The sequence below is a fragment of the Candidatus Cloacimonadota bacterium genome (genome assembly GCA_016932035.1).
Classification (GTDB): domain Bacteria; phylum Cloacimonadota; class Cloacimonadia; order JGIOTU-2; family JGIOTU-2; genus Celaenobacter.
The window spans coordinates 1-21,586 of sequence record JAFGDR010000029.1; the positions used below are offsets into that span (position 1 = coordinate 1).

Genomic DNA, 21,586 nt, shown 5'->3' on the forward strand with positions numbered 1-21,586 from the left:
ATATTTATTCTGGCAATTGTCCTGTTTTTATTTACATGCAGTTATGACAAGGCAGAGAATTATGATTTGATCCCTCCGTCAAAGGTAGAGATGACACCCCATAAATGTGACCCGGGCGATCCTGGTTGCCAGTATACCGATCAGAACAACGGAATCGATGCATATCCTGCTGGCAGCCTAAACTACAACTGGATGAAGATACAGTGGGATGATACTCCCCTGCAAAAAGATGGAGACATTCATCATATTGATATCTGGCGATTCAACGAGTACGGTGATACAACATTCGTAGAACAAATACCTTTTATACCAGACTCATCTCTATATTACGATAAATTCATTGGTTATGAGGAACCAGTCATACAAAAAACATGGTCGTATTTTATTGTCCCATTTGATGAAGCAGGAAATTTCACAAACTCAGATACTGTCTCGTATCGATTGATCGAAGTGCCCGGTTTGCAGGCACCAGCAGATGGCAGCACTTTCTCTGTAAATGACCCAATTGAATTTTCATGGGATGGAACCGGTTACACATACCGCATTCTCTTTTACGATACCAGTCACAATCTAATCTTTTCTGATGATCTCATCCCTGGTGAAACCAGCATAACGATCGATGAGATTGAATTCGTACCGATCCCGAGCATTAGTTATATCTGGCGCATTGATGCATTCTTTATCGTAGGAGACGATATCGGATCTGAATCCGAAGAACGTATCATACATTTTACTCAATAAATAAATTGACGGAAAATTATCTTTTGAAAATTTGCATCCACACTAGTAAAGGGAGTTCAATATGAAACACCTTTTTGTAATAATAATGAGTTTTATTCTCTTAAGTACTGCCTGCCTTGCTCAGGACAGTCCACCGATCACTCCGTCGACCAGTAGTTCTGCGTATTCATACTCAGGAACTATGGGAGATGAAGAACAGTTGAGAATTTATACACAAATTTGGGGTCAGGTGCGCAAACCCGGTTTTTATCTTGTCCCTGATGACACAGATCTTTTAACGCTGCTGTCACTTGCGGGTGGACCTACAGAAGACGCCAAACTTTCCAAAATAAGGATTGTTCGACCCAGCCAGGAAAACCAGCAAGGTGAGGTGATCTGGATTAACCTTAAGAAATATCTTGATACTGGCAATTATGATATCGTGCCTGTGCTGAAAGCAGGAGATACCATAGTCGTATCCGGAACAGTATTTTATGGGATGGAGCGAGTCGCAGACTTTCTTGCAAAATTCGCAACTGTACTGAGTATTTATAATCTTTATTTAACCATTCAATCAAAATAGACTGAGAGATTACATATGATGCAATTCCCCGAACAAGAGCAAGAACAAGAGATTAAACTACGAGATTATTATAGAATAATTCTTCGTCATATAAAGCTCATTATAATCATCTTTTTTGTGGTCATGGCAGCTACGATTTATTACACTGCTCGTGCACCAAGAATCTACGAAAGCAGCGGAAAAATACTACTAGAGCTCAACAAACAAACCGACCTTTTTTTTAGTACTGGTGGTTTTGGACGCAATGACGTTAACAACCAGATGGAAGTTATTAAAAGCCCCTCGGTCATGGAAAACGCTGTCTCAAAGCTTCAAAGAAATCCTATCGCTGAGAATTTCCCTATTCTTTCTTCCGATGTACCCCAAAAAGAATTAACAAAAAATATCGAAGTATCCGCAGAGCGTGAAACGGATATTGTCGATGTGTCATTTAAATCAACAAGCCCAGAAGAAGCTCAAGCAGCAGTCAATTCTGTTATGGATAGCTATCAGGAAGAGAGTTTGAAATATGCCCGTGCAGAAGTAACTAGTGTCCGAGAATTCCTTGAAAAGCAACTTGATGTCACATCAAAGAAACTTGCCATTTCTGAAGAAGATCTTCGGGCATATAAAATAGCAAATGAAGTATTTGCTCTTTCCGAAGAAACTAAAGAGATGATCACAAACATGGTTGAGTTTGAAGCACAACTCAGTTCTGCACAAACAGAGTTGCAGGTTGTGGAAAACAAACTCAATTATCTAAAAAGCGAACTAACAAAGATCGACGAAGCCCTCGGCGAAGAAATGGAATCAATCTCTTCCCCGGTTTCAGAACAGTTGCGTCAAAAACTCATTGAAAATGAAAGCAGGCTTGCGATCCTCATGACAAAAGAGGGATATACGGAAAACCACCCTCAGCTCGTATCTCTGAGAAGTGAAATCGAGAATATTAAGCGCCAGATGAAGGCAGAAATCGATAAAATTTTAGAAGTGAACAAATACTCCTTTAATCCCCTTGACAGACGTCAGGAGCTTTTTGTTGATATTATTAATACAGAAGTTGAATTCCAAACCGCAACAGCTAAAGTAAATGGTCTCGAAACGGTCGTAGAAGAATACTCTGTAAGAATGTCTGGTCTTCCAGACGCCGAGCTGGAACTTGCACGATTGGAACGCTCTAAAGCAATCAATGAAGAAGTCTATAGCATGCTTGTTCAGCGATATGAAGAGGCAAAAATTTCAGAAGAGGGAAAACTGAGTAATATTCGTATTATCAATCAGGCTAGTTTACCCAAATCTCCAGTCTCACCGAAAGTAAAAATGAATATCCTTATAGGATTGCTTCTCGGACTTGGTCTGGGTATCGGTGCAGCATTCCTTCTTGAATCTCTTAATACGAAGATCAATAATCTCTCTGATGTTGAGCGATATGTTAAGCTGCCCATCCTCGGCACGATCCCTGATATTCCACTTGATGAAAAACAACTTGCTGATATCGAAGATATGATGAGTAAAATTAAAGATCAAGAGAAATTGAAGGAATTAACAACGACTCAGCGGCAGATGGTTGCACGTCTCGTACCGCATTACAGTCCTAAATCGCCAATTGCTGAAGCATACAGAACCTTCAGAACTAATGCGGTGTCGCTTCCTTCGAAAGTACCTGGTAGTGGTAGAATCTTCCTTGTAACCAGTTCCGGTCCGAAAGAAGGAAAGTCTACCTCCAGCAGCAACCTTGCCATAACGTTGTCCCAGATGCGCTCAAAAACTGTACTTATTGACTGTGATATGAGACGACCAATGGTTCATAACCTGTTCATGGTCTCGAGAGAGAACGGACTATCTCTATATTTAACAAAAGATGATATTGATATACACGATATTATCAAACCTTCGGGCATGGACAATCTGGATATCATCACCGCAGGTCATGTTCCACCGAATCCCTCAGAGTTGCTTTCATCGAGAAAGATGGATGAGCTCTTTGCAAAACTGCGCGAAGAATATGATTATGTCATTGTCGACTCTCCACCTATCATTGCTGTTACTGATGCCTTGATCCTAGCAAAGAAGGTTGATCAGCTTGTACTCGTCATACGTATTAATTCAACGGAGAGAGAGATCATAGAACAAGCCAAAAATCTCCTGCGAAATATTGATACCCAGGCAGCCGGAGTTGTTGTTAACGGAATCGAGGTAAAGAAATACTACAGCGGATATAAATATTACTATTACTACTATTATTATTACTACGCTGACGACGAAAAAGGTGCAAAAAAGAAAAAGAGAAAAAGTAAAGGTCACACAAGACTCACCAGCAAAGCTTAATCTCTTTCTTGATCTCCTTCATAAAAGGGATGACGGCTTTCATGAAATAGAAACTATAATTGCGCCTATTACCCTTGCAGATCATCTTATATTTAGATTGACAGATAAAACAGAGGTGAAAATTTATTGCACCTCTGAAACACTTCAAGAATCAGAGAATATCATCTACAAAATCGCTCGTTATTTAAAAGATACATATAATGTGAAAAATGGTGTTGAAATTAAACTAAAGAAGAATATCCCAATTGCCGCAGGCTTGGGTGGCGGTAGTTCAAACGCAGCTACGACAATTGATGTTTTAAATGAAATGTGGAATCTTGGTTTATCCCACAATGATTTGCATGAGGTTGTCGCACGTTTCGGAAGCGACATCAATTTCTTTTTAGAAGACCAAACTGCATTCCTGTCGGGTCGAGGTGAAATTACCAAGGAAAGATTCCCAAATCCGCACATTGAACATATTCTCCTTGTTAATCCCGGCATTGAGATCGCAAGCAGAAATGCCTATTCCTGGTCTGTTATAGAAGATACTCACGAGAAGCAGAAATCAGCAATGATCAACGCGTTCTCTGTTAATGATATTGAGACAATATGTAAGAATCTGTATAACGGACTCGAACAGGGTGTTTTTGCCCACTACCCTCTTTTACAGGAAATAAAAACTCAATTAATTGATCAAGGTGCATTGGGAAGCCTTATGTCTGGGAGTGGTTCGACTATTTTCGGCATTTTCCCATCCCGCGAGAAGCTTCAAATGGCAAAAAAGTATTTCAAGAAATATAATTACTGGGTTTATGAAACCAAAATTGGATAATCAACGGAACATATTATGAAATCAAAAATTCATATCTTTACGGGAAATTCAAATCCCGAATTAGCCCTGAAGGTTGCTGAACATGCAGGACTGCCGCTGAGTCGTGCCGAGGTTTTTAAATTCTCCAATGATAATACTTTTGTTAAAATCCTCGATAACGTTCGTGGAACAGATGTGTTCATTGTTCAGCCGACATGCATTCCGGTCAACGACAATGTCATGGAACTTCTTATCATGATCGATGCCCTGCATAGAGCTTCTGCAGGAAGAATCACTGCGGTCATACCTTATTACGGTTATGCTCGTTCTGATAAAAAAGACCAGCCAAGAGTTCCTATCACTGCAAAGCTTGTGGCAAACCTTTTAACGGTTGCCGGTGCAGACAGGGTTGTTACTTTTGACCTTCACGCCGAGCAAATCCAGGGATTCTTCGACATACCCGTTGACCACCTTTCGATGCTTCCAATATTCCTCAGCTATTTCCAGCCGTTGAACCTGAAAGATTGCGTTGTTGTAGCACCAGATACAGGTGGAACCCAGCGAGCACGTATGCTTGGTAAAGGGCTCAACGCAACAATTGCAATTGGTGATAAGCGTAGGATCGGAAATCGCGGCAAACTGGAACTGCTAAATGTAGTTGGAGATGTTAAGAATAAAAACACCATAATCATTGACGACATTATCGATTCTGGAAATTCTGTCATCAAAATGGCTGATGCACTTAAGAATGAAAGTGCAAAAAAAGTCTATTGCGCATGCACTCATGCAGTACTGAGTGGTGATGCGATCGAAAGAATCGATAGGTCAAATATACACGAACTTGTTGTCACTGATTCAATTCCTCTGGGAGAAAAGAAGCACAAAAGCTCAAAAATAAAACAGCTTTCAATTGCATCTCTTCTTGCTCAGGCAATCCTAAGAATTCATAATGAGGAATCGGTCAGTGTCCTATTCAAAATAGAAGATGAGGTTACATAAACATGAAAATTAAAGCAGTAAAAAGAGAAACTGGAAAAAAGGCTGCCAAAAAGACGCGCAGTGAAGACAAAATTCCAGCAATTCTGTATGGATCTGATATGGAATCCATGCCCCTGGAAATTAATTATTCCGATTTCTATCATTATTATAAAGAGAGTCTTGGTCATCAGAGCTTTATCTTTCTTCAGATTGGAAGAAAGGAGCACCGGTGTTTAGTTCGAGACATGCAGATCGATCCGGTTACGCGAGAAATTGTACATCTTGATTTTATGGAAGTTTCCGCAGGACATAAACTCGATGTTGATATCCCTGTTGTTACACTCGGTGATGCCCCCGGTATCAAAGAGGGTGGCATGCTTGAATCAGGAATTCGTGAACTCCAGGTGAGATGTTTACCCAAAGACCTACCGGACGTTATAGAAATAGATGTTTCCCAGCTTCAAATTGGTGATTCTATTCATATTGAAGATATCCAGGAAAAATATCCTGATGTCGAATTCCTTCAACCCCTGAATACAACCTTGGTCTCAGTCCTTATACCTAAGATGGAGATTGAAGAAGCTCCTGAAGAGGAAGAACTGGCTGAAGGTGAAGAACCTGCTGAAGAAGCTGAAGAAAAGAGTGCAGAAGATTCTGAAGAAGAATCTGAATAATAAAAAAAACATACGTGAAACTCATTGTCGGGCTTGGTAATCCGGGACCTGAATATCAATTCACACGGCACAATGTCGGATTTATGGTTCTCGGTGCACTGTGTGAAAAACTACGGGTTCCTCGGTTTAAAAAAATCAAGAACTATCTCCTTGCTCGAAAAGGTGAGTGGCTTTTTCTCAAACCGCTCACCTATATGAATCTTTCAGGACTGGCAGTTTCAGCAGTCATGGAAGAATTCGATGTAAAAAAAAGCGATCTTTTAATTATATTAGATGATGTGTATATCCCGCTGGGGAGTTTAAGGATTCGACGGCGCGGTTCTGATGCCGGACATAATGGTCTCACATCAGTGATCGAAGCCCTGGATTCAGAAAATTTCCCCAGAATGCGTATTGGGATTCTTCCTGAAGGTTTTGAATCGGCTTCCGGGTTAGATATGCCCTTGGAAGAATTTGTTCTCATGAATTTTTCTGATAACGAAACGAAGCGTATAGAGGAAGTAATCCCTACAGCCGTGGAACTCACATCATACTTTATATATCAAAATTATGAAAAAATGAGTGCTGCATACAGCAGACTCTGTTCCTTATCCGTGGAATGACGGATTGCCTTCCGCTTTGCGGAAAATAAAACCGAAAGGAATGCTATGAAAAAATCATACGAATCGATGATCATCATCAAACCTCTATCTGAAGAAGAAACAAACCAGACACTTGACAAAGTCAAAAATTTCCTTACTGAACATGAAGCTGAGATCGATAATGTGAATATCTGGGGATTACGTAAACTCGCTTATGAGATCGAAAAGCATAATGAAGGCTTCTATGCCATCCTCTATTTCTCACTTGATCCCAGTCACATTAAAGCTTTGGAAAATTTCTACCGATTGAACGAAAACATCATAAGATTCAACGTTATTAAAAAAGAAAAAGACTAAAAAACTACCTTTTCTTTCTAAATTGCATTTCATGCAGTTTAGAGGAGGGAGGAAAAAAATGGCAAAAAAACTAAATCTGCCGAGAATTAACAATGTGATCGTCTCAGGACGATTAACACGGGATGTCGAACTCCGATATACCGGTTCTGGAACACCTGTTGCCACAATGAGTATTGCAGTGGACAGAGTGTACCGCGATTCCGATAACAACTGGCAAACAGACACGAGTTTCTTTCGTGTCGTTGCATGGGCTCGTCTTGCTGAACGCGTCTCAGAGACACTGTCCAAAGGTTCTCCTGTAATTATTGAAGGTACGCTTCAGTCACGAACCTGGCAGGACAAAGACGACAATAACCGCACCTCAACTGAGATCGTGGCAAATCGTATACAGAATCTTGAGCGCGAAGCCCAGGATGGTGAGCAGGAACAAAGAACCGAAACGTCAAATCAGGAACCGGAAGACGACATACCATTCTAAACAAAACGGAGATCTATTAGAACATGAGAAAAAACATAAGAAAAAGATATTGCAAATTCTGCAAGTATCCTGAAACAGAAATTGACTACAAGAATACTGACGTACTGCGCAAGTACATCATTGAATCCGGGAAGATCATTCCAAGAAAGATAACCGGCACCTGCAGTAAACACCAGAGAAAACTCGCTCGAGAAATCAAAAGAGCCAGACAAATGGCTCTCATTCCCTATATCGGCTAATTGATCTACTACCGATGATCCTGTACTGTGTTCTCATTGCAGTTGTAGCGCTTTTCTCCAGATTTTTTGCGCTTCTTATTGCGGTTCCTTTTGTCACAAAACTGATTTTTGTAACTGATGGGCAGGAGATTGAAACAACATCAAAGTCTCCTGCTCTTCTCCAATATCTGGGGATATTTACAGCGATCTGCGCACTGCTAGTCATTGTTAATGTGCTGCCATTGATCCAGGCATTTGAAATATGGATCAGTGTTGGCGTGAGCCCTTTGGTTTTTGCTTCGGCACTTCTTAAATACAAAAAATACGAGCCTGCGTTTCTACTCACAATGATACCAGGATTGCTTTTCATCGGTTTGAAAAATCTGTTCTTCTTCCCCTTTATAAAATTAGTGGCAGAAGAAAGCACACAACTCTTTTTGAGCAGCATCGAGAATGTTTTTTCACCAGAAATGCTGGAGTCGATGTATCCGACATTCGAAAAAATGCAGAATATGATGATTTACGGAAATGCCTCGATCTGGATGACGAGTATTGTTTTCGGCGTCTTTTTTGGCGCATTACTCTTTTCAAGAAGAAATTCACTGAAATGGCATTTCAACAGCATCAAATTTCCATACTACATACAGATTGGTATCGCGATTGGATTGATATTATTCATTATAAAATTCAGAGCTTTCAGCTACAATGTACTCTTCATTGTTGGTTTAATCCTTCTTATCCAGGGCTATTCTGTACTGTACTGCTATGTGGAAGCCATTCTGAACCGAAGTAAATTCCTTGGGATCATTATGCTGATAATTCCGCTTTTCAGCTATATATTATTACTTGTTATCTCAGTTGCAGGGCTTCTTGACAACTGGTTACCATTACGAAAATTTGCACATCATAGAGGAGATACATAATGAAAATAATTTTAAAGAAAAATTTAGAAAATCTTGGGTCTGTCGGCGAGATCGTAAAGGTCGCAGACGGCTATGCCCGAAACTTTCTCTTTCCAAAAGGTTTTGCAATTCCTGCAACCGATAAGAATAAGAAATTGATCGAAAAATTCAAAGAAGAAGAGGAAAAACGTCTTGCCGAAGAACTGAAGATGGCAGAAATGGTCATGAAGCAAATCGAAAAGACATCCATCCTTTTCACGCGTCTTTCTGATGAAAACGGACACCTGTATGGCTCGGTAAATGAGCAGGATATCGTGAATGAACTCAAAGAAAAAGATTTAATTATTGACAAGCATAACGTCAAAATGGAACAACATATTAAAGAGCTTGGTGATCATGAGGTGACCATTGAGCTCAAAGGTGATATCAAAGGAACCTTGAAGATAAAGGTTGAAAAAGAAGAGAAAGAGTAAAAAATGAGAAAAATCATCAGCATTATCAAAGAAGTGATCATGTGGCTCGTTATCCTGTGTGCCTTTGCAGCGATAGGTTTTGCAAGTGACGATCCTTATCGCACAAGCATCATCTGGGTAATCGTTGCGATCGTGATCTTCGGTGTTGGATTTTTTATTAAAAAGCATACAAAACGCAGAACCGTTACGACAAAAAGCCAGATCATTATAAAAAAGGTCATTGGCATGATTCTCCTTCTTATTGGCTGCTTGCTCCCTGCACAGGTTTTTGGAAATTTCGGATTTCCCTTCATCACACTGCTTCTTATCTTCGTTTTTGCATTAGTTCTTGTTGCCCTTGGCGCCATTGCTATTCTCATTATCAATAAATTCGGTGGAATCATTGCTGTTCTTGGCTATCTCTTGCTGCTTGTTACTGCCTTCCTTCCTGCACTTGCCATGTCCGGATACGACCTTAGTTACGGCGCTCTCAGCACAGTTTACTATCTGGTTCTGTTGCTTGCGATTTTCTCTTGGGTAGGACTTTCCATGGTCTTTGCCAAGAAAATCGAGTAAATGTCCTCATTTGTAAAAATTAGCTCAGTAATAGAAAACCTTATTCAGAACCTTTCTGATAAAGGATTTTCTCGTGAAATAAAAATAGCGTTCCTCTGGAGGAGAATTGTCGGAGATATTCTCGATAACAAAACCAGGATCCTGAAATTTGAAAATGGCATTCTGTACATTGTCGTCGAGAACAATATCTGGCTTCAGGAACTTGTGCTTAAGAAAACTGAAATCCTTGAACAGCTTAATGGACAACTTGACCCAACCCATCAGATCAAGAACATTATTTTTTCTCTTTCGGGCAAAAAAATAAACGCATAAATACACCTCTATGAAATATAAGATCGCTGCTTCGATTCTATCATCGGATTTTCTTCATCTTGAGAAAGAAATCAAAGCCGTTGAATATGCCGGTGCTGACATGCTTCATCTCGATATAATGGATGGCCATTTTGTACCGAACCTGACCTTTGGTCCCGGCATTGTGCAACAAGTGCGTTCAATTACCGAACTCCCACTCGATGCACATCTTATGATCACAAACCCTGCAGATTTTATTGATATCTTTATCGATGCTGGAGTCAACTACCTGTCCTTCCACATTGAAACCGATTCGAACTACATTACCTTATTCAGACGCATCAGACAACGCGGTGTAAAAGCAGGTATTGCGATAAATCCAGAAACTCCCCTTGACGCTCTTCCCTCTGTACTCAGTGAAATTGATTATGTGCTTATAATGTCCGTTCATCCGGGCTTTGGCGGACAGTCATTCATTGAAGATTCAGTTGAGAAAGTGAGAAAAGCAAAGCAGATCATCGGAGATCGACAAATCGAGATAGAGATCGACGGTGGTGTAAATTTTGAAACTGCAAAACCGGTAAAGGAAGCCGGGGTAAACATACTCGTGGCAGGAAGTTTTATCTTTAAGAGCATTAACTACAAAAAAACCATAGCAGGACTTCGCAATGTTTGAATCACTGACCGATAAACTCAACGCCGTTTTCTCAAAACTCAAATCGCGAGGCAAACTATCCGAAAAAGATATCAGGCAAGGGCTTCGCGAAATCAGGCTTGCGCTCCTCGAGGCAGATGTCAATTATAAGATCGTAAAGGACTTCACAAAAGCTGTCGAGAAAAAAGCTCTTGGAGAACGAGTTCAAAAATCTCTTACACCAGGACAGCAGATCGTCAAAATCGTCAATGAAGAACTTGTCTCATTGATGACACCTGATACGGAAGAAAAGCCGCTTCCTAAAAATAGGACATCAAAAATGATGATCGTTGGATTGCAGGGTTCTGGAAAAACAACTGCCTGCGGCAAACTTGCATTGCATTTTAAAAAGCATGGTTATGAACCATTACTCGTTGCTGCAGATGTGTACAGACCTGCTGCCATCAAACAACTTCAGACACTCGGGAAATCAATCGATATTCCGGTCTATACAGAAGAAACAGCGAAGGTCACGAGAATTGCAAAAGGAGCTTTGAAGTTTGCAGAAAGAGAATTTAAGAACCTTGTGATCTTTGATACTGCGGGTCGTTTGCATGTTGATGAGAGAATGATGGTCGAGGTGGAAGAACTTGCAAAAGCGATCAAACCCGACCAGATACTTTATGTTGCTGATGCAATGACCGGACAGGATGCAGTCAACAGTGCTCGTGAATTCAATGAACGGCTCGACCTTTCGGGTATTATTCTTACCAAGCTGGATGGCGATGCTCGTGGGGGCGCAGCACTCTCTGTTTTGGCTGTTACCGGAAAACCAATACGCTATGTCAGTGTCGGGGAAAAACTCAGCGACCTTGAAGCGTTCCACCCAGACAGAATCGCATCGCGTATTCTCGGCATGGGAGATGTACTTTCACTTATCGAAAAAGCAGAGGCGACCTTCGAGAAAGAGGAAGCTGAAAAACTCGAGAAAAAACTCCGTAAAAACCTCTTCACTCTCGATGACTTCCTTGATCAACTCAGAAAAATGCAAAGCATGGGTCCAATGGATGAAATACTGAAAATGCTTCCGGGCAGCAATTCAAAAATGATGAAGAATATCAAAGTGGATGAATCCGAGATCAAGCATATCGAGGCAATTATTCTCTCCATGACACAAAAAGAGCGGGAGCATCCTGATATCATAAACGGCAGCAGACGCCAGCGAATTGCGCAGGGCAGCGGCACTTCGTTGCAGCGTGTGAACCAGCTCCTTAAACAGTTCGATCAAATGAAAAAAATGATGAAACGATTTAACAAAGGTAATTTCAATATGGGAAAAAAGATGTTCCCGATGTAAGTAAGGATGACATGAAAATTAAGATCTATGTAACCGGCGGAACCTTTGATAAGGAATACAATGAACTCACAGGTGAGCTTTTCTTCCAGGACACGCATATCCAGGAAATGCTCCTCCTCGGACGATGCAAACTCGATCTTAAGATCAGAACGCTCATGCTCGAGGACAGCCTGAGTATGACGAATTCGGACAGGAAGATCATCTTGGAGCACTGTCTCGATTCTGAGGAAGATAAAATTGTCATCACCCACGGCACGGATATGATGGTTGCCACCGCAAAAGTCCTCGGCGAGGCTATTAAAGACAAAACAGTTGTGCTTACCGGTGCAATGATCCCTTATAGGTTCGGCAGCTCGGACGGGCTCTTCAACCTGGGCAGCGCACTTGCGTTTGTTCAAACCCTGCCGCATGGGGTGTACGTCTCTATGAACGGGAAATATTTTGAGTGGGATAAAGTGGTGAAAAATAAAAAGACGGGAATCTTCGAAGATATCGATTAATGAAGATAATATTTAAGATTTTCATTTCAATCCTTTTACTTTCAGTATTTTCAATTGCGGGTTGTTATCAGGATGTTCCTGTAAAAAATGGTATTCAGGAACTCTCCGCAGAACCGGCACATGCACTTATCGAAAAGAATGCAGCCAATCAGGATTTTATGATCATTGATGTACGCTCAGAAAATGAGTTCGAGAGGGAAAATATCCCGGGTGCTTTAAATCTGCTTTATACAGATAAGGATTTTACAGATAAAATGCTTCATTATGGCAAAGATAAAATATACATATTCTATTGCCTTTCCGGTGGTCGTAGCAGATCAGCGATACAAAAACTAATCCCACTTGGATTTACACATGTATATAACTTGGAGGGTGGAATTGAAGATTGGAAGGATGCAGGTTACGAGGTTGTTTCGGAATAAATTGCAATTATTACTATAAACAAGTATTATTTCCAAATTGTGCTCAGGAACGATTAAACTTCAGACACGTTTTCCTAAAATTGGGCTTAATTTTAAGCTCCTGCTATTGCGATATCTATAGTTGGGAAACTTTACACTTACAGAAAGTAAAGTCTGCACTGTTAAATGCTTTCTCCGTGCTCTCTGTGTTCTCTGTGGTAGGATTTGCTCTTACGAATGACCTGTAACGACTCATCTCTTACAACAACTTCTGCCGCTTGATCAAATACGCGAACAGCACTTTGTCATACGAAGTGGAAGTCGTAACAGGTACGTAATCAATATAAGAAGTGTGGCACTTAGAGGAATAATATGCCTTCATCTCCTTGATCTTTTTCTGGTAGGTCTTCTTGATCTCCCATGGCTGCGTGATGATCTCTTCTCCCGTTTCCATATCAACGAAACGCGTTTTCTTATTATAAGAAAAGTCTATTTCCTCCTGATCGAGAATATGAAATAAAACGACTTCGTGCTTTTCATGCCGGAAATGCTGCAAACCGAGTATCACTTTTTCAGGATCATCCAGAAGGTCGGTGATGAGGATTATCAATCCCCTCTTCTTGATCCTATCTGCAAGATTATGTAAAATTTCCGGTGTGTTTGTCGTGGATCGCGGTTCTGTTTTTTCAAGTTCTTTAAAAATAGTATTAAGATGCACGGATGTCGATCGTGGTGGAATGTATGAATGGATCGTATCGGAAAACGTTAAAAGTCCTACCCCGTCTTTCTGGCGGATCATCAAATATGTAAGAGCAGATGCAAGAGTCTTTCCGTATTCCAGCTTTGATATTTTCTGTGAACTGAATTTCATCGAGTTGCTGCAATCGAGCAGAATGTATGCTTTGAGGTTCGTCTCTTCTTCAAATTTTTTAATGTAATATCTGTCCGTTTTCCCGAACACTTTCCAGTCGATGTGCTTGATGGAATCACCGGGCAGGTATTCTCTGTGCTCCAGGAACTCTACACTAAATCCATGATAGGGCGACTTGTGCAGTCCGGTAATGAATCCTTCCACGATCAGGCGTGCCCGAAGCTCAAACCTGTCGAGTTTTGCTGCTATCTCCGGCGCAAGGTAGTCTTTCGGATTCACTTGTTAAGAAACCCTTTTCCTGAATACGCGAGTGCCATCTCGATAACAAGAAGCACAAGAACGATCCATAGTAGTTGCTTCCAGAATTCATAACCGTAACGAGATGTTAAGATGTTTTCTTTCCAGTCTTCTTCCGTGAGGAAATGTAAATTCTTCAAGTCATTCTTCATCTGCTCTTTCTTCACAGAACTGAGTAAGGAAAGATCGCTTTCTTCACGAGTTGCATTATAGGATAGAACTTTCACAAGCCCGTAATCATCGTATATAAAATAATGTCCCTGCTGGTCTGTCTGCATGAAAGCCCTTTCACTTCCGCTAAAGGTCAAGGGTATCCTTTCACCATCCGGCATCTGGCAGAGAAAATCCCCCTCAAGATCGAGCTCTGCTGGCGTGCTTCCAACCGTATACTGAGTAATCTCTGAAGCCGGGTCTCCCAGGTAGTATCCAATATTATAAAACAGCACAGGAAATACGGTCTGGTAGATAATATTGCTCCAATCGCTCGTGAAATCTATTGACGAAAGAAGCAGGTTATCCCTGATTATTAGAATAGGATTTCCATTGTCGGTTGAGATAAGGGGAACAAAATTTGGTGCTTTCACCTGCCACGACTTATTTATATCGACAGATTGAAAATGATCCTTGTTGATCACTGCGCAGATCGGGTGTGCGTTATTAACAAAACCGATGACCGAATGTTCCTCTTCAAGCTCTAGGTAATGAACATCCTTCCTGATAAGCCACTCTTTCATGTCTTTGTACTCATGCATGTTTCCATGAGGTAGCAAAAAAAGAGTTTTACCATTTTGCAGAATCTTATCAGCATAAAAATTCATCTTATCATCAAAGTCGTTGGATGCATACACAATGAAAAGTTCATTGTTATCGATGAACTGTTCGCTCATTTCCTGTGATGCAACATGCTCCCATTGCTGCTGGGTGATGACATCTAAAACAAACGAAAGGGCTTTCGGTATCTCCTTGGAAGAGATGACGCATATTTTTGGATTGCTCTGCACAGGAAAATTGAAGTAGAATACATTATCATCGGGAAGCATCTCATCTTTTACGTTCACTTCTCCAAAATAAAAACGTTCTCCTTGCTCGGGTACCTCGAAAGTGAGTTCCTTTGGTTGGTAAGGATTAAGATCAACAGCAGTTTCCGCACGTGTGGTATTATTCAAAACGAGTGAGACGATGACATCCGAAGCTGGAGTTGGAGAATTGTTCTTAATCGATGCTTTTATGACCGGATTGTTGGTTTCGCTTAAAATCCCCGGAACATAGCGCGCACTCACCGAGCTAATATTCTGTTTTATACTGTCTGAAACTGCAGGGATCACGAAAAGTTCCTCGACGAGTTCAATGTCCTGGATATCCTGCCACGGATATTCCTGCTCATCGGTGATAATGTATATTTCCCTGTTGATCATATCTGTTTGGGCTATACTCGGCGTAATGTCTGTCACTACTTTTGACAGGGAAGTCGTATTATCTGAAATCACAAGTTTGGCAAGCTCAACTTCAGCTTCGTTTGGAGATGAAAAGAAGCTGTGAGATGAATTATATGAAGGACTGAGAGTTAAGAGCATCACCCGGTCATTATCATTCAACACGGTGAGAATATCCTGTGCTTTCTGCTTGGCAATATCAAATACTGATTCATCTTTTTCCAGATAATTCATACTATAGCTATTATCAACTATTAGTGCTATCGCAGTTGGTGCATGTGATGTGCTCTTCTGGGGAAGCAGGGCTTGAATGACCGGCCGTGCCAGTGCAAGTATGAAAAAGATGATTATAAGTATTCGGGTGATCAGAAGGAGGAGTTCTCGCAATCGAAGCAATCGTGATTTCTTTTTCTGAACCTCTTTCAGGAATCGTAATGAACTGAAATAGACAATCTTCGGTTTGTACTTGATGAAGAGATGGATCAGGATTGGGATAAGCGCTGCAACCAGCCCGATGAGAAAAAGGGAGTTCAGAAAAGATAAATTCATAATACCTGTTATAAGAAATGTTTATTAAGAAAGCTTCTTGTCGTATACGCGGTAGGTTTTATACACCTTGCCGCCCATGCGTTCTATGGGACGGCACATCCGGAGGTTGTCTTCAAGAATCCATGACAACTCACCTCGGGGCATTCCTTTACGCACACTTTCTTTAATGGTTTCATAATACAGCACTGTGTCGATGCCGATATTTTTATAATTTTTCACAATCCCAAGTGTAACAACCCGCACCTGGTTGATATTCTTCATTGAAAGAAGAAGCTTGAGCCATCCAAATGGCAGAAGCCGTCCATTCCTTAGTTTGATAAGTGCCTGATTTACATCCGGAAGCGTCAGTGAAAAGGCGATCGGTTTTTCGTCAATATACACAATGTATGCAAGATCAAAATCGATAATATCTTTTAATTCTTTGGCGAGATATTTCATCTCATCCCGGGTCATTGGTACAAAACCCCAATTATACTGCCAGGCATTATTATATATCTCAAAAACCGTCTCGACGTCTTCCAGGAAATGCTTCTTGCGGAGTTTTTTTATCGTGAATTTCCTGCGTTCTTTTATCCGGTTGATAGCACTATCAAGCCGTTCCGGCATTCCATCAATATTAATAAAATACGCAAAAAGATCTTTTGCTTTTTGGAACCCGAATTTTTTGATAAAACTTTCATAATACTGGGGATTGTACGTCATCATCACAACGGGCGGAACATTGAATCCATCTACGAGGAGACCGCATTCGTCGTTCGTCGAGTAGTTCATCGGTCCGCGTATGGTATCCATACCTCGCTCTTTCAGCCAACCAGATGCAGCGTGGAAGAGAGCTTCAGCAGCTTCATAATCCGGCATGCACTCGAAAAATCCGAAAAAGCCGACCTTATCTTTATGGAAATTATTGTGTGTATGATTAATATGCGCTGCGATCCTTCCAACTGGTCTGTCATCACGATATGCAATATAGAACTCGACTTCTGCATTTTTGAAATATGCACCTTTCTCAGGATCAAAGCGCTCTTTTTCCATGCTGATCAAAGGAGGTACCCAGTTTTTGTCGTTCTTATACACACTCCAAGGAATCTTGATAAATGTCTTAAGGTCCTTCTTTGATGATATGTTCTTGATTGTTATTCTTGTTGTTTCTGTCATCTATATCCCACTACTATGTCTTCTTGAAATTAAAAAATTAACCACTCCCATCGCAACAGATGCCAGTAATAAGTACATGACCGGGATCTTCGTATTTTTTAAGGGATTATAAAAATAACTCACCACCGGAACCATAACTACCATGAGATATTTGGAGAAGCGGATTTGCTTATATGCAAGAATGATGATGCTCGAAATTAAAGCAATAATGAGTGTTGGAACTGGCGCAAAATATGCAAGTAACGCAAAATATGGCACGATGCTGTACCCGCCGAGGAATCTGTGTATGATCGGGAAATAGTGTGCTATGACTGCTGCGAGTCCTACCAGCATAAGCAATACTGGTCTGTCTCTCAGGAAAAAATATTGTGTGAGGAAAAGGATAAGATACACGCGCATAAAATCGATGAGCCAGCAGAGAATACCGATTGGTTTGCTCACGTGTCTGTACACATTCCCTGCATCGGCTGTAAAATTCCCTGCTTTGTAAATATTCACTTTGCTGTAGAAACGGGTAAACAAACGCGCAAAGGAAAAAGAACCCAGTATATACGAAGCGATGATCAACAGAATTTCTTTAACTAATATACTCATACGTAATGCCCAAAAGCTTGGATAAATGTCTTAAAGTCAAGTATTTCGCATGTAATGCGCAGCTGTTCACGTTGTCTTTACTCGCTGTTGTTTTCAGAAAAATCTCTGAATTGGATATCATGCAATTTCTTATACAGATTACCCTGCCCGATCAATTCTTCGTGAGAGCCCTGTTCTGCAATAATGCCTTTGTCGACAACCACGATCTTAGTACAATTTCGGATTGTTGAAAGTCTATGTGCTATGATCAGGGTCGTTCTGTTCTTCATAAGACGATAAATTGCTTCTTGAACCTGGTATTCGGATTCTCCGTCCAGGGAAGATGTTGCTTCATCAAAAATAAGAATTTGAGGATTTTTAAGGATGGCGCGTGCAATAGCGATCCTCTGCTTCTGCCCTCCAGATAGTTTTACACCTCGCTCCCCGATAATCGTATCATATCCGTTTTCAAGCTCAAGGATAAAATCGTGGGCATTCGCTGCTCTGGCTGCATTGATGATATCCTCTTTTGGCGCATCGATTCTGCCGTATGAAATGTTGTGCTCGATGGTATCATCAAACAGGATAACCTCCTGTGTGACCATGCCTGTTAGATTCCTGATATTCTCAATCTTGTATTTCCTCATATCGGTTCCATCGACATTGATCTTACCGCTGGTTGGGTCATAAAATCTGAGTATGAGATTTATAAGCGTCGATTTTCCACCTCCGCTCGGACCAACGAATGCTACTGCTTCTCCCTTCTCAATCGTCAGGTCGATGTCTCTCAGTACAATGTCTGAGGTCGGGTATTTAAAGCTGACCTTATCAAAGACAATGGAATCGTTGAAGCTCATAATAGGAAGCGCATCTTCACTATCTTGTAAAAGCACGGGCTCGTCGATCACATCAAAAACTCTTTCGGCTGCAGCAAGCCCCTTATTGATCTCGGAATACACTCGTGCAATCTCCTTGATTGGATGTAAACTGGAAAGTAAAGCAACAAGGAAGAGCGAAAATTTTCCGGCAGTCATTGCATTGGAGGGATTCAGAACAAGCAATCCTCCATACCATATGATGACAAGCGTGATCATCACAGACATGAATTCTGTAAATGGTGTCACAAGCTGACCAGCTCTCATCATATGTACTGATTTTTTATAAAATTTCCTGTTTTCCTTCATGAAGCGAGCTCGCTCGTAATTGCCCATTGCAAAGGACAATACAATGCGTATATTCATGATGGTTTCCTGCAGGATCGAGGTTATGTCGGCAAATTTCTGCTGCACCTTTCTGCTCCGCCGCTTCAGTGCATTGGAGATCAAGCTCACGACAATGGAAATTGGTATGACCACAAAAAGTGTCATCAGGGACATTTTGGGACTCACGGAGATCATCATAATAACATACACAGTAATGAGCAGAAGGTTCCTGATAAGACTCGTGACTGCATTCAGTGTCATACCCCGAACAAGTTTAACATCATTGACTGCGCGTGAAATGATCTCACCCAGCTTATGGCTGTGGAAAAATTCTATCGGTTTTTTTAGGAGTGCTTCATAGAAATCATTCCTGATAAACATGATCACTTTTTCTTCGATCTGTTTAAAGATGATCTGCTGTCCATACATCGAAAGACTGCGAACCAGGAATAGTATAACAGCAAGCACAAGCAGCAGTTTGAGGATCATGCTTTTTGAATTCCGCTCAGCAAATTCTTTTAGCGAAACACTGAAGTCCTCTTTAATTTCCTTGAACCTGTCCTTTTCATGCCAATTATCTTTGACTGCCTGAATGCCCTGCCCGAAAAGCCATCCCGTTTCTTTAAAAACATAGGAAATATTTCCTGACTCCCTGTTCACCTCATCTGCCTTCCACTCTTCAGCGGTCTGCTTAACAAATATCTCATCCACCACTGGATACACCATACCAATGGAAACTCCGCTGAAGGATGCGAAGATAATAAGCACAATAAGTCCAAGAATGACTTTTGGCCAGACCTTCTTCAGGTATGATAGAATGCGCAAAAAAAGTTTCATGATAGGTTATATGTTAATCAAATCTGTAGGAAAGTAAAACTGAAAGTGTTTTCTGAGTAAAATCACTCTTATAATACACGGGATTCACATACTCGCCCTGCTCGGCAAGCGTTATGTTATGTTTGTTGACGTCGCAGTCCGTATATTTAAAGCCAATTTCTGCTTCCAGTTCGGGTAAGAGCTCATAAGAGCAATTGATGGAAAAAGTGTTTTTTGTATATTGATGCCCGTACATGAACTTCTCAACTGGTGGTATCTTATATTGGTATTTGATGCTATCCTGAGCACCCTTCCGATAGATAGAATAATCCATGGATAGCTTGCATTTCGTATTGACCTGGAAGTCAATCCCAAAATACAGATTGTCCGCATTCTGCCCTGTCCAGTAACCCATCCAGTAATCATCAGAAGTTGCATAATTTATAGGAAACTTATGCGTATAGACCCAGGGATTAACGTGTGTATATTCGATGCGGAAATCGAGTCCCGTCATAAATGGTTCAACGATATAAGCGCCAAGCTGGTATGCCACATAGTTATGGGACTCATTCTTCTTGAATATCTTCGAAAGGGCTATTTCATCGATCAGCAACGAGCCGTAGGTTTTGAGGCCCAGGAACGGAATCCATTCATAATCCAGCCCAATCATTTCATTGTCCTGGTCGTTGGTATAGCGTTGAGCTGACCAGAAAAGCATGATCGGTATAAAATACACACATTCCGCATCCCGTTCACCATAATAGAGGAGTTCACTCAGCCCGAAGCTGAATCTGTCCGATGGTGCGATTTCCAAACGATGCGCAGCAACATACTTTTTCTTATAAAACTCTCTATCAAATGTCTGGTCTTCTTCATAGTGTATCAAATAGGAGGTGCTGTCATCGAGGATGTTGCTTTCCAACCAGCCATGAAAATAGACGAAACGCAGCCAGTCGCTGAACTTTGCCCGAACCATGACCTGCGGATATGATGGAGCTTTATTACTCAAGGATACAGATCCAGTATGACCACATCCCCAATAATTTGAAAATCTTCCAATCGTCAGATCAGCATACTTGGTTGAAAAAGAAACTGCCGCATCAACTTCTTCATAGTAATAACGACCCTCCCTTTCATGCTCGACACCGATTCCTTGATCAGAACAATCGATCTTCTTCACATCAAAAATGTTACCGTTGACTGCATTATTCACCCCATCAAAAGAGAAACCTATATTATCGCCAAGATAGCCAAAGATATAACCGCCACCAGTAAGCCGCTGGTAATTTTCGGCAAAGGTGGCTGTATCACTACTGTTCACATTATGCTCTGCTTGGAATTTCGGCTCAAAAGAGATATAACTGTCTCCAGAGTAAAATTTGTAGGGGAATTTCAGAAGCTTCCATTTTTCTTCTTCAGTATATGTCGTATCTGCATCTTCATCCAAAAGCACATTAATAAATTCTTCAATGAACCGGCTGGATATCTCTTCTATGCTCGGTGTGTATTTGCTTTCATAGGAAAATTCATCGAGAAATCTTTGAAGCTGCTCGATATCATGAAGAGATAGGTTTGCATATTCGTCGTAATCATCGATATGAACGAGATATTCACGAATATCCGTCCTCGGCATTGGTTTTATCCCGTCAAAATAACGCCCTGTCATACCCTTGACCTGCATTCGCTCGAGGAAGTCATAGACATCATTATCCAGAGGAACCAGTACAACCTGTGCAACGAGAGCTGTACTGAAAACTAATAAAAATATAAGCAGGCAACTTTTCTTTTTCATTGATTTTCCTATACAATGTAAGCAACATCAAAGCGCATATATTTGTTGTCAACAAAATCAATCCCCCTAAAATGTTGTCATTCAATGAAATCTGGG

General features: G+C 40.9%; 24 protein-coding genes. 18 read left to right on the top strand and 6 right to left on the bottom strand.

Going from position 1 to position 21,586, the window contains the following annotated elements:
• The 18 genes from JW794_04525 to JW794_04610 form a co-directional block, all read left to right on the top strand.
• Positions 1-741: hypothetical protein (locus tag JW794_04525; GenBank protein MBN2017381.1), on the top strand; the 741-nt coding region annotated here is incomplete at its 5' end.
• 61 nt (positions 742-802) lie between these two features.
• Positions 803-1,303 carry an SLBB domain-containing protein gene (locus JW794_04530; GenBank protein ID MBN2017382.1) on the top strand — a complete coding sequence of 167 codons (501 nt, stop codon included), beginning with the start codon at positions 803-805 and terminating at the stop codon, positions 1,301-1,303.
• A 15-nt stretch (positions 1,304-1,318) separates the two neighbouring features.
• A complete protein-coding gene (locus JW794_04535) occupies positions 1,319-3,610 on the top strand; it encodes a polysaccharide biosynthesis tyrosine autokinase (GenBank protein ID MBN2017383.1) in 2,292 nt (763 codons plus the stop codon).
• Positions 3,552-4,424 carry a 4-(cytidine 5'-diphospho)-2-C-methyl-D-erythritol kinase gene (gene ispE / locus JW794_04540; GenBank protein MBN2017384.1) on the top strand — a complete coding sequence of 291 codons (873 nt, stop codon included), beginning with the start codon at positions 3,552-3,554 and terminating at the stop codon, positions 4,422-4,424. The genes JW794_04535 and ispE overlap by 59 nt, the downstream gene beginning before the upstream one ends.
• A 15-nt stretch (positions 4,425-4,439) precedes the next feature.
• Complete coding sequence (locus JW794_04545; GenBank protein ID MBN2017385.1) at positions 4,440-5,402, top strand: ribose-phosphate pyrophosphokinase; 963 nt, start codon at positions 4,440-4,442, stop codon at positions 5,400-5,402.
• Positions 5,403-5,404: 2 nt separating this feature from the next.
• The gene (locus tag JW794_04550; GenBank protein ID MBN2017386.1) at positions 5,405-6,055 is read left to right on the top strand and encodes a 50S ribosomal protein L25; all 651 of its coding nucleotides are present in this window, start codon (positions 5,405-5,407) and stop codon (positions 6,053-6,055) included.
• A gap of 14 nt (positions 6,056-6,069) precedes the next feature.
• Complete coding sequence (locus JW794_04555; protein MBN2017387.1) at positions 6,070-6,657, top strand: aminoacyl-tRNA hydrolase; 588 nt, start codon at positions 6,070-6,072, stop codon at positions 6,655-6,657.
• 45 nt (positions 6,658-6,702) lie between these two features.
• Positions 6,703-6,993: a 30S ribosomal protein S6 gene (gene rpsF / locus JW794_04560; GenBank protein MBN2017388.1), complete on the top strand. Its 291-nt coding sequence runs from the start codon at positions 6,703-6,705 to the stop codon at positions 6,991-6,993.
• Positions 6,994-7,051: 58 nt separating this feature from the next.
• Positions 7,052-7,471, top strand: a complete 420-nt coding sequence (locus JW794_04565) for a single-stranded DNA-binding protein (protein MBN2017389.1) — start codon at positions 7,052-7,054, stop codon at positions 7,469-7,471.
• Between the two features lie 23 nt (positions 7,472-7,494).
• The gene (locus tag JW794_04570) at positions 7,495-7,710 is read left to right on the top strand and encodes a 30S ribosomal protein S18 (protein ID MBN2017390.1); all 216 of its coding nucleotides are present in this window, start codon (positions 7,495-7,497) and stop codon (positions 7,708-7,710) included.
• Between the two features lie 14 nt (positions 7,711-7,724).
• The gene (locus JW794_04575; protein ID MBN2017391.1) at positions 7,725-8,612 is read left to right on the top strand and encodes a DUF2232 domain-containing protein; all 888 of its coding nucleotides are present in this window, start codon (positions 7,725-7,727) and stop codon (positions 8,610-8,612) included.
• Entirely contained in the window at positions 8,612-9,064 is a 453-nt protein-coding gene (locus JW794_04580) for a 50S ribosomal protein L9 (GenBank protein ID MBN2017392.1), read from the top strand. Before JW794_04575 ends, JW794_04580 begins: the two co-directional genes overlap by 1 nt.
• A 3-nt stretch (positions 9,065-9,067) precedes the next feature.
• Entirely contained in the window at positions 9,068-9,619 is a 552-nt protein-coding gene (locus tag JW794_04585) for a hypothetical protein (protein MBN2017393.1), read from the top strand.
• A complete protein-coding gene (locus JW794_04590) occupies positions 9,620-9,931 on the top strand; it encodes a DUF721 domain-containing protein (GenBank protein MBN2017394.1) in 312 nt (103 codons plus the stop codon).
• A gap of 10 nt (positions 9,932-9,941) precedes the next feature.
• Entirely contained in the window at positions 9,942-10,586 is a 645-nt protein-coding gene (gene rpe, locus JW794_04595) for a ribulose-phosphate 3-epimerase (protein ID MBN2017395.1), read from the top strand.
• Positions 10,579-11,901: a signal recognition particle protein gene (gene ffh, locus JW794_04600; protein MBN2017396.1), complete on the top strand. Its 1,323-nt coding sequence runs from the start codon at positions 10,579-10,581 to the stop codon at positions 11,899-11,901. The genes rpe and ffh overlap by 8 nt, the downstream gene beginning before the upstream one ends.
• Positions 11,902-11,912: 11 nt before the next feature.
• Positions 11,913-12,401 carry an asparaginase gene (locus JW794_04605; protein ID MBN2017397.1) on the top strand — a complete coding sequence of 163 codons (489 nt, stop codon included), beginning with the start codon at positions 11,913-11,915 and terminating at the stop codon, positions 12,399-12,401.
• Entirely contained in the window at positions 12,401-12,823 is a 423-nt protein-coding gene (locus JW794_04610) for a rhodanese-like domain-containing protein (GenBank protein ID MBN2017398.1), read from the top strand. The genes JW794_04605 and JW794_04610 overlap by 1 nt, the downstream gene beginning before the upstream one ends.
• Positions 12,824-13,061: 238 nt before the next feature.
• Here JW794_04610 and JW794_04615 read toward each other — a convergent pair whose 3' ends face one another.
• The 6 genes from JW794_04615 to JW794_04640 all read right to left on the bottom strand — a co-directional run bounded on the left by JW794_04615 (position 13,062) and on the right by JW794_04640 (position 21,490).
• Positions 13,062-13,952, bottom strand: coding sequence for a DUF58 domain-containing protein (locus JW794_04615; protein MBN2017399.1), 891 nt, complete (start codon positions 13,950-13,952; stop codon positions 13,062-13,064).
• On the bottom strand, positions 13,949-15,952 hold the full coding sequence (locus JW794_04620) for a BatA and WFA domain-containing protein (protein ID MBN2017400.1): 2,004 nt from the start codon (positions 15,950-15,952) through the stop codon (positions 13,949-13,951). The genes JW794_04615 and JW794_04620 overlap by 4 nt, the downstream gene beginning before the upstream one ends.
• 24 nt (positions 15,953-15,976) lie before the next feature.
• Positions 15,977-17,107, bottom strand: a complete 1,131-nt coding sequence (locus tag JW794_04625) for an N-acetyltransferase (protein ID MBN2017401.1) — start codon at positions 17,105-17,107, stop codon at positions 15,977-15,979.
• Positions 17,108-17,701 (bottom strand): glycerol-3-phosphate acyltransferase, encoded by a 594-nt coding sequence (locus JW794_04630; GenBank protein MBN2017402.1) that lies wholly within the window; start codon positions 17,699-17,701, stop codon positions 17,108-17,110.
• Positions 17,702-17,778: 77 nt separating this feature from the next.
• Entirely contained in the window at positions 17,779-19,719 is a 1,941-nt protein-coding gene (locus JW794_04635) for an ABC transporter ATP-binding protein (protein MBN2017403.1), read from the bottom strand.
• A gap of 13 nt (positions 19,720-19,732) precedes the next feature.
• On the bottom strand, positions 19,733-21,490 hold the full coding sequence (locus JW794_04640; protein MBN2017404.1) for a hypothetical protein: 1,758 nt from the start codon (positions 21,488-21,490) through the stop codon (positions 19,733-19,735).
• Between the last annotated feature and the right edge of the window lie 96 nt (positions 21,491-21,586).

Coding starts and splice junctions, on each gene's coding strand:
- JW794_04575 (MBN2017391.1), top strand. CDS start 7,725: ATGATCCTGTACTGTGTTCTCATTGCAGTTGTAGCGCTTTTCTCCAGA.
- ffh (MBN2017396.1), top strand. CDS start 10,579: ATGTTTGAATCACTGACCGATAAACTCAACGCCGTTTTCTCAAAACTC.
- JW794_04605 (MBN2017397.1), top strand. CDS start 11,913: ATGAAAATTAAGATCTATGTAACCGGCGGAACCTTTGATAAGGAATAC.
- JW794_04565 (MBN2017389.1), top strand. CDS start 7,052: ATGGCAAAAAAACTAAATCTGCCGAGAATTAACAATGTGATCGTCTCA.
- JW794_04610 (MBN2017398.1), top strand. CDS start 12,401: ATGAAGATAATATTTAAGATTTTCATTTCAATCCTTTTACTTTCAGTA.
- JW794_04530 (MBN2017382.1), top strand. CDS start 803: ATGAAACACCTTTTTGTAATAATAATGAGTTTTATTCTCTTAAGTACT.
- JW794_04580 (MBN2017392.1), top strand. CDS start 8,612: ATGAAAATAATTTTAAAGAAAAATTTAGAAAATCTTGGGTCTGTCGGC.
- JW794_04640 (MBN2017404.1), bottom strand. CDS start 21,490: ATGAAAAAGAAAAGTTGCCTGCTTATATTTTTATTAGTTTTCAGTACA.
- JW794_04585 (MBN2017393.1), top strand. CDS start 9,068: ATGAGAAAAATCATCAGCATTATCAAAGAAGTGATCATGTGGCTCGTT.
- rpe (MBN2017395.1), top strand. CDS start 9,942: ATGAAATATAAGATCGCTGCTTCGATTCTATCATCGGATTTTCTTCAT.
- JW794_04535 (MBN2017383.1), top strand. CDS start 1,319: ATGATGCAATTCCCCGAACAAGAGCAAGAACAAGAGATTAAACTACGA.
- JW794_04630 (MBN2017402.1), bottom strand. CDS start 17,701: ATGAGTATATTAGTTAAAGAAATTCTGTTGATCATCGCTTCGTATATA.
- JW794_04545 (MBN2017385.1), top strand. CDS start 4,440: ATGAAATCAAAAATTCATATCTTTACGGGAAATTCAAATCCCGAATTA.
- JW794_04620 (MBN2017400.1), bottom strand. CDS start 15,952: ATGAATTTATCTTTTCTGAACTCCCTTTTTCTCATCGGGCTGGTTGCA.
- rpsF (MBN2017388.1), top strand. CDS start 6,703: ATGAAAAAATCATACGAATCGATGATCATCATCAAACCTCTATCTGAA.
- JW794_04570 (MBN2017390.1), top strand. CDS start 7,495: ATGAGAAAAAACATAAGAAAAAGATATTGCAAATTCTGCAAGTATCCT.
- JW794_04590 (MBN2017394.1), top strand. CDS start 9,620: ATGTCCTCATTTGTAAAAATTAGCTCAGTAATAGAAAACCTTATTCAG.
- JW794_04625 (MBN2017401.1), bottom strand. CDS start 17,107: ATGACAGAAACAACAAGAATAACAATCAAGAACATATCATCAAAGAAG.
- JW794_04550 (MBN2017386.1), top strand. CDS start 5,405: ATGAAAATTAAAGCAGTAAAAAGAGAAACTGGAAAAAAGGCTGCCAAA.
- JW794_04635 (MBN2017403.1), bottom strand. CDS start 19,719: ATGAAACTTTTTTTGCGCATTCTATCATACCTGAAGAAGGTCTGGCCA.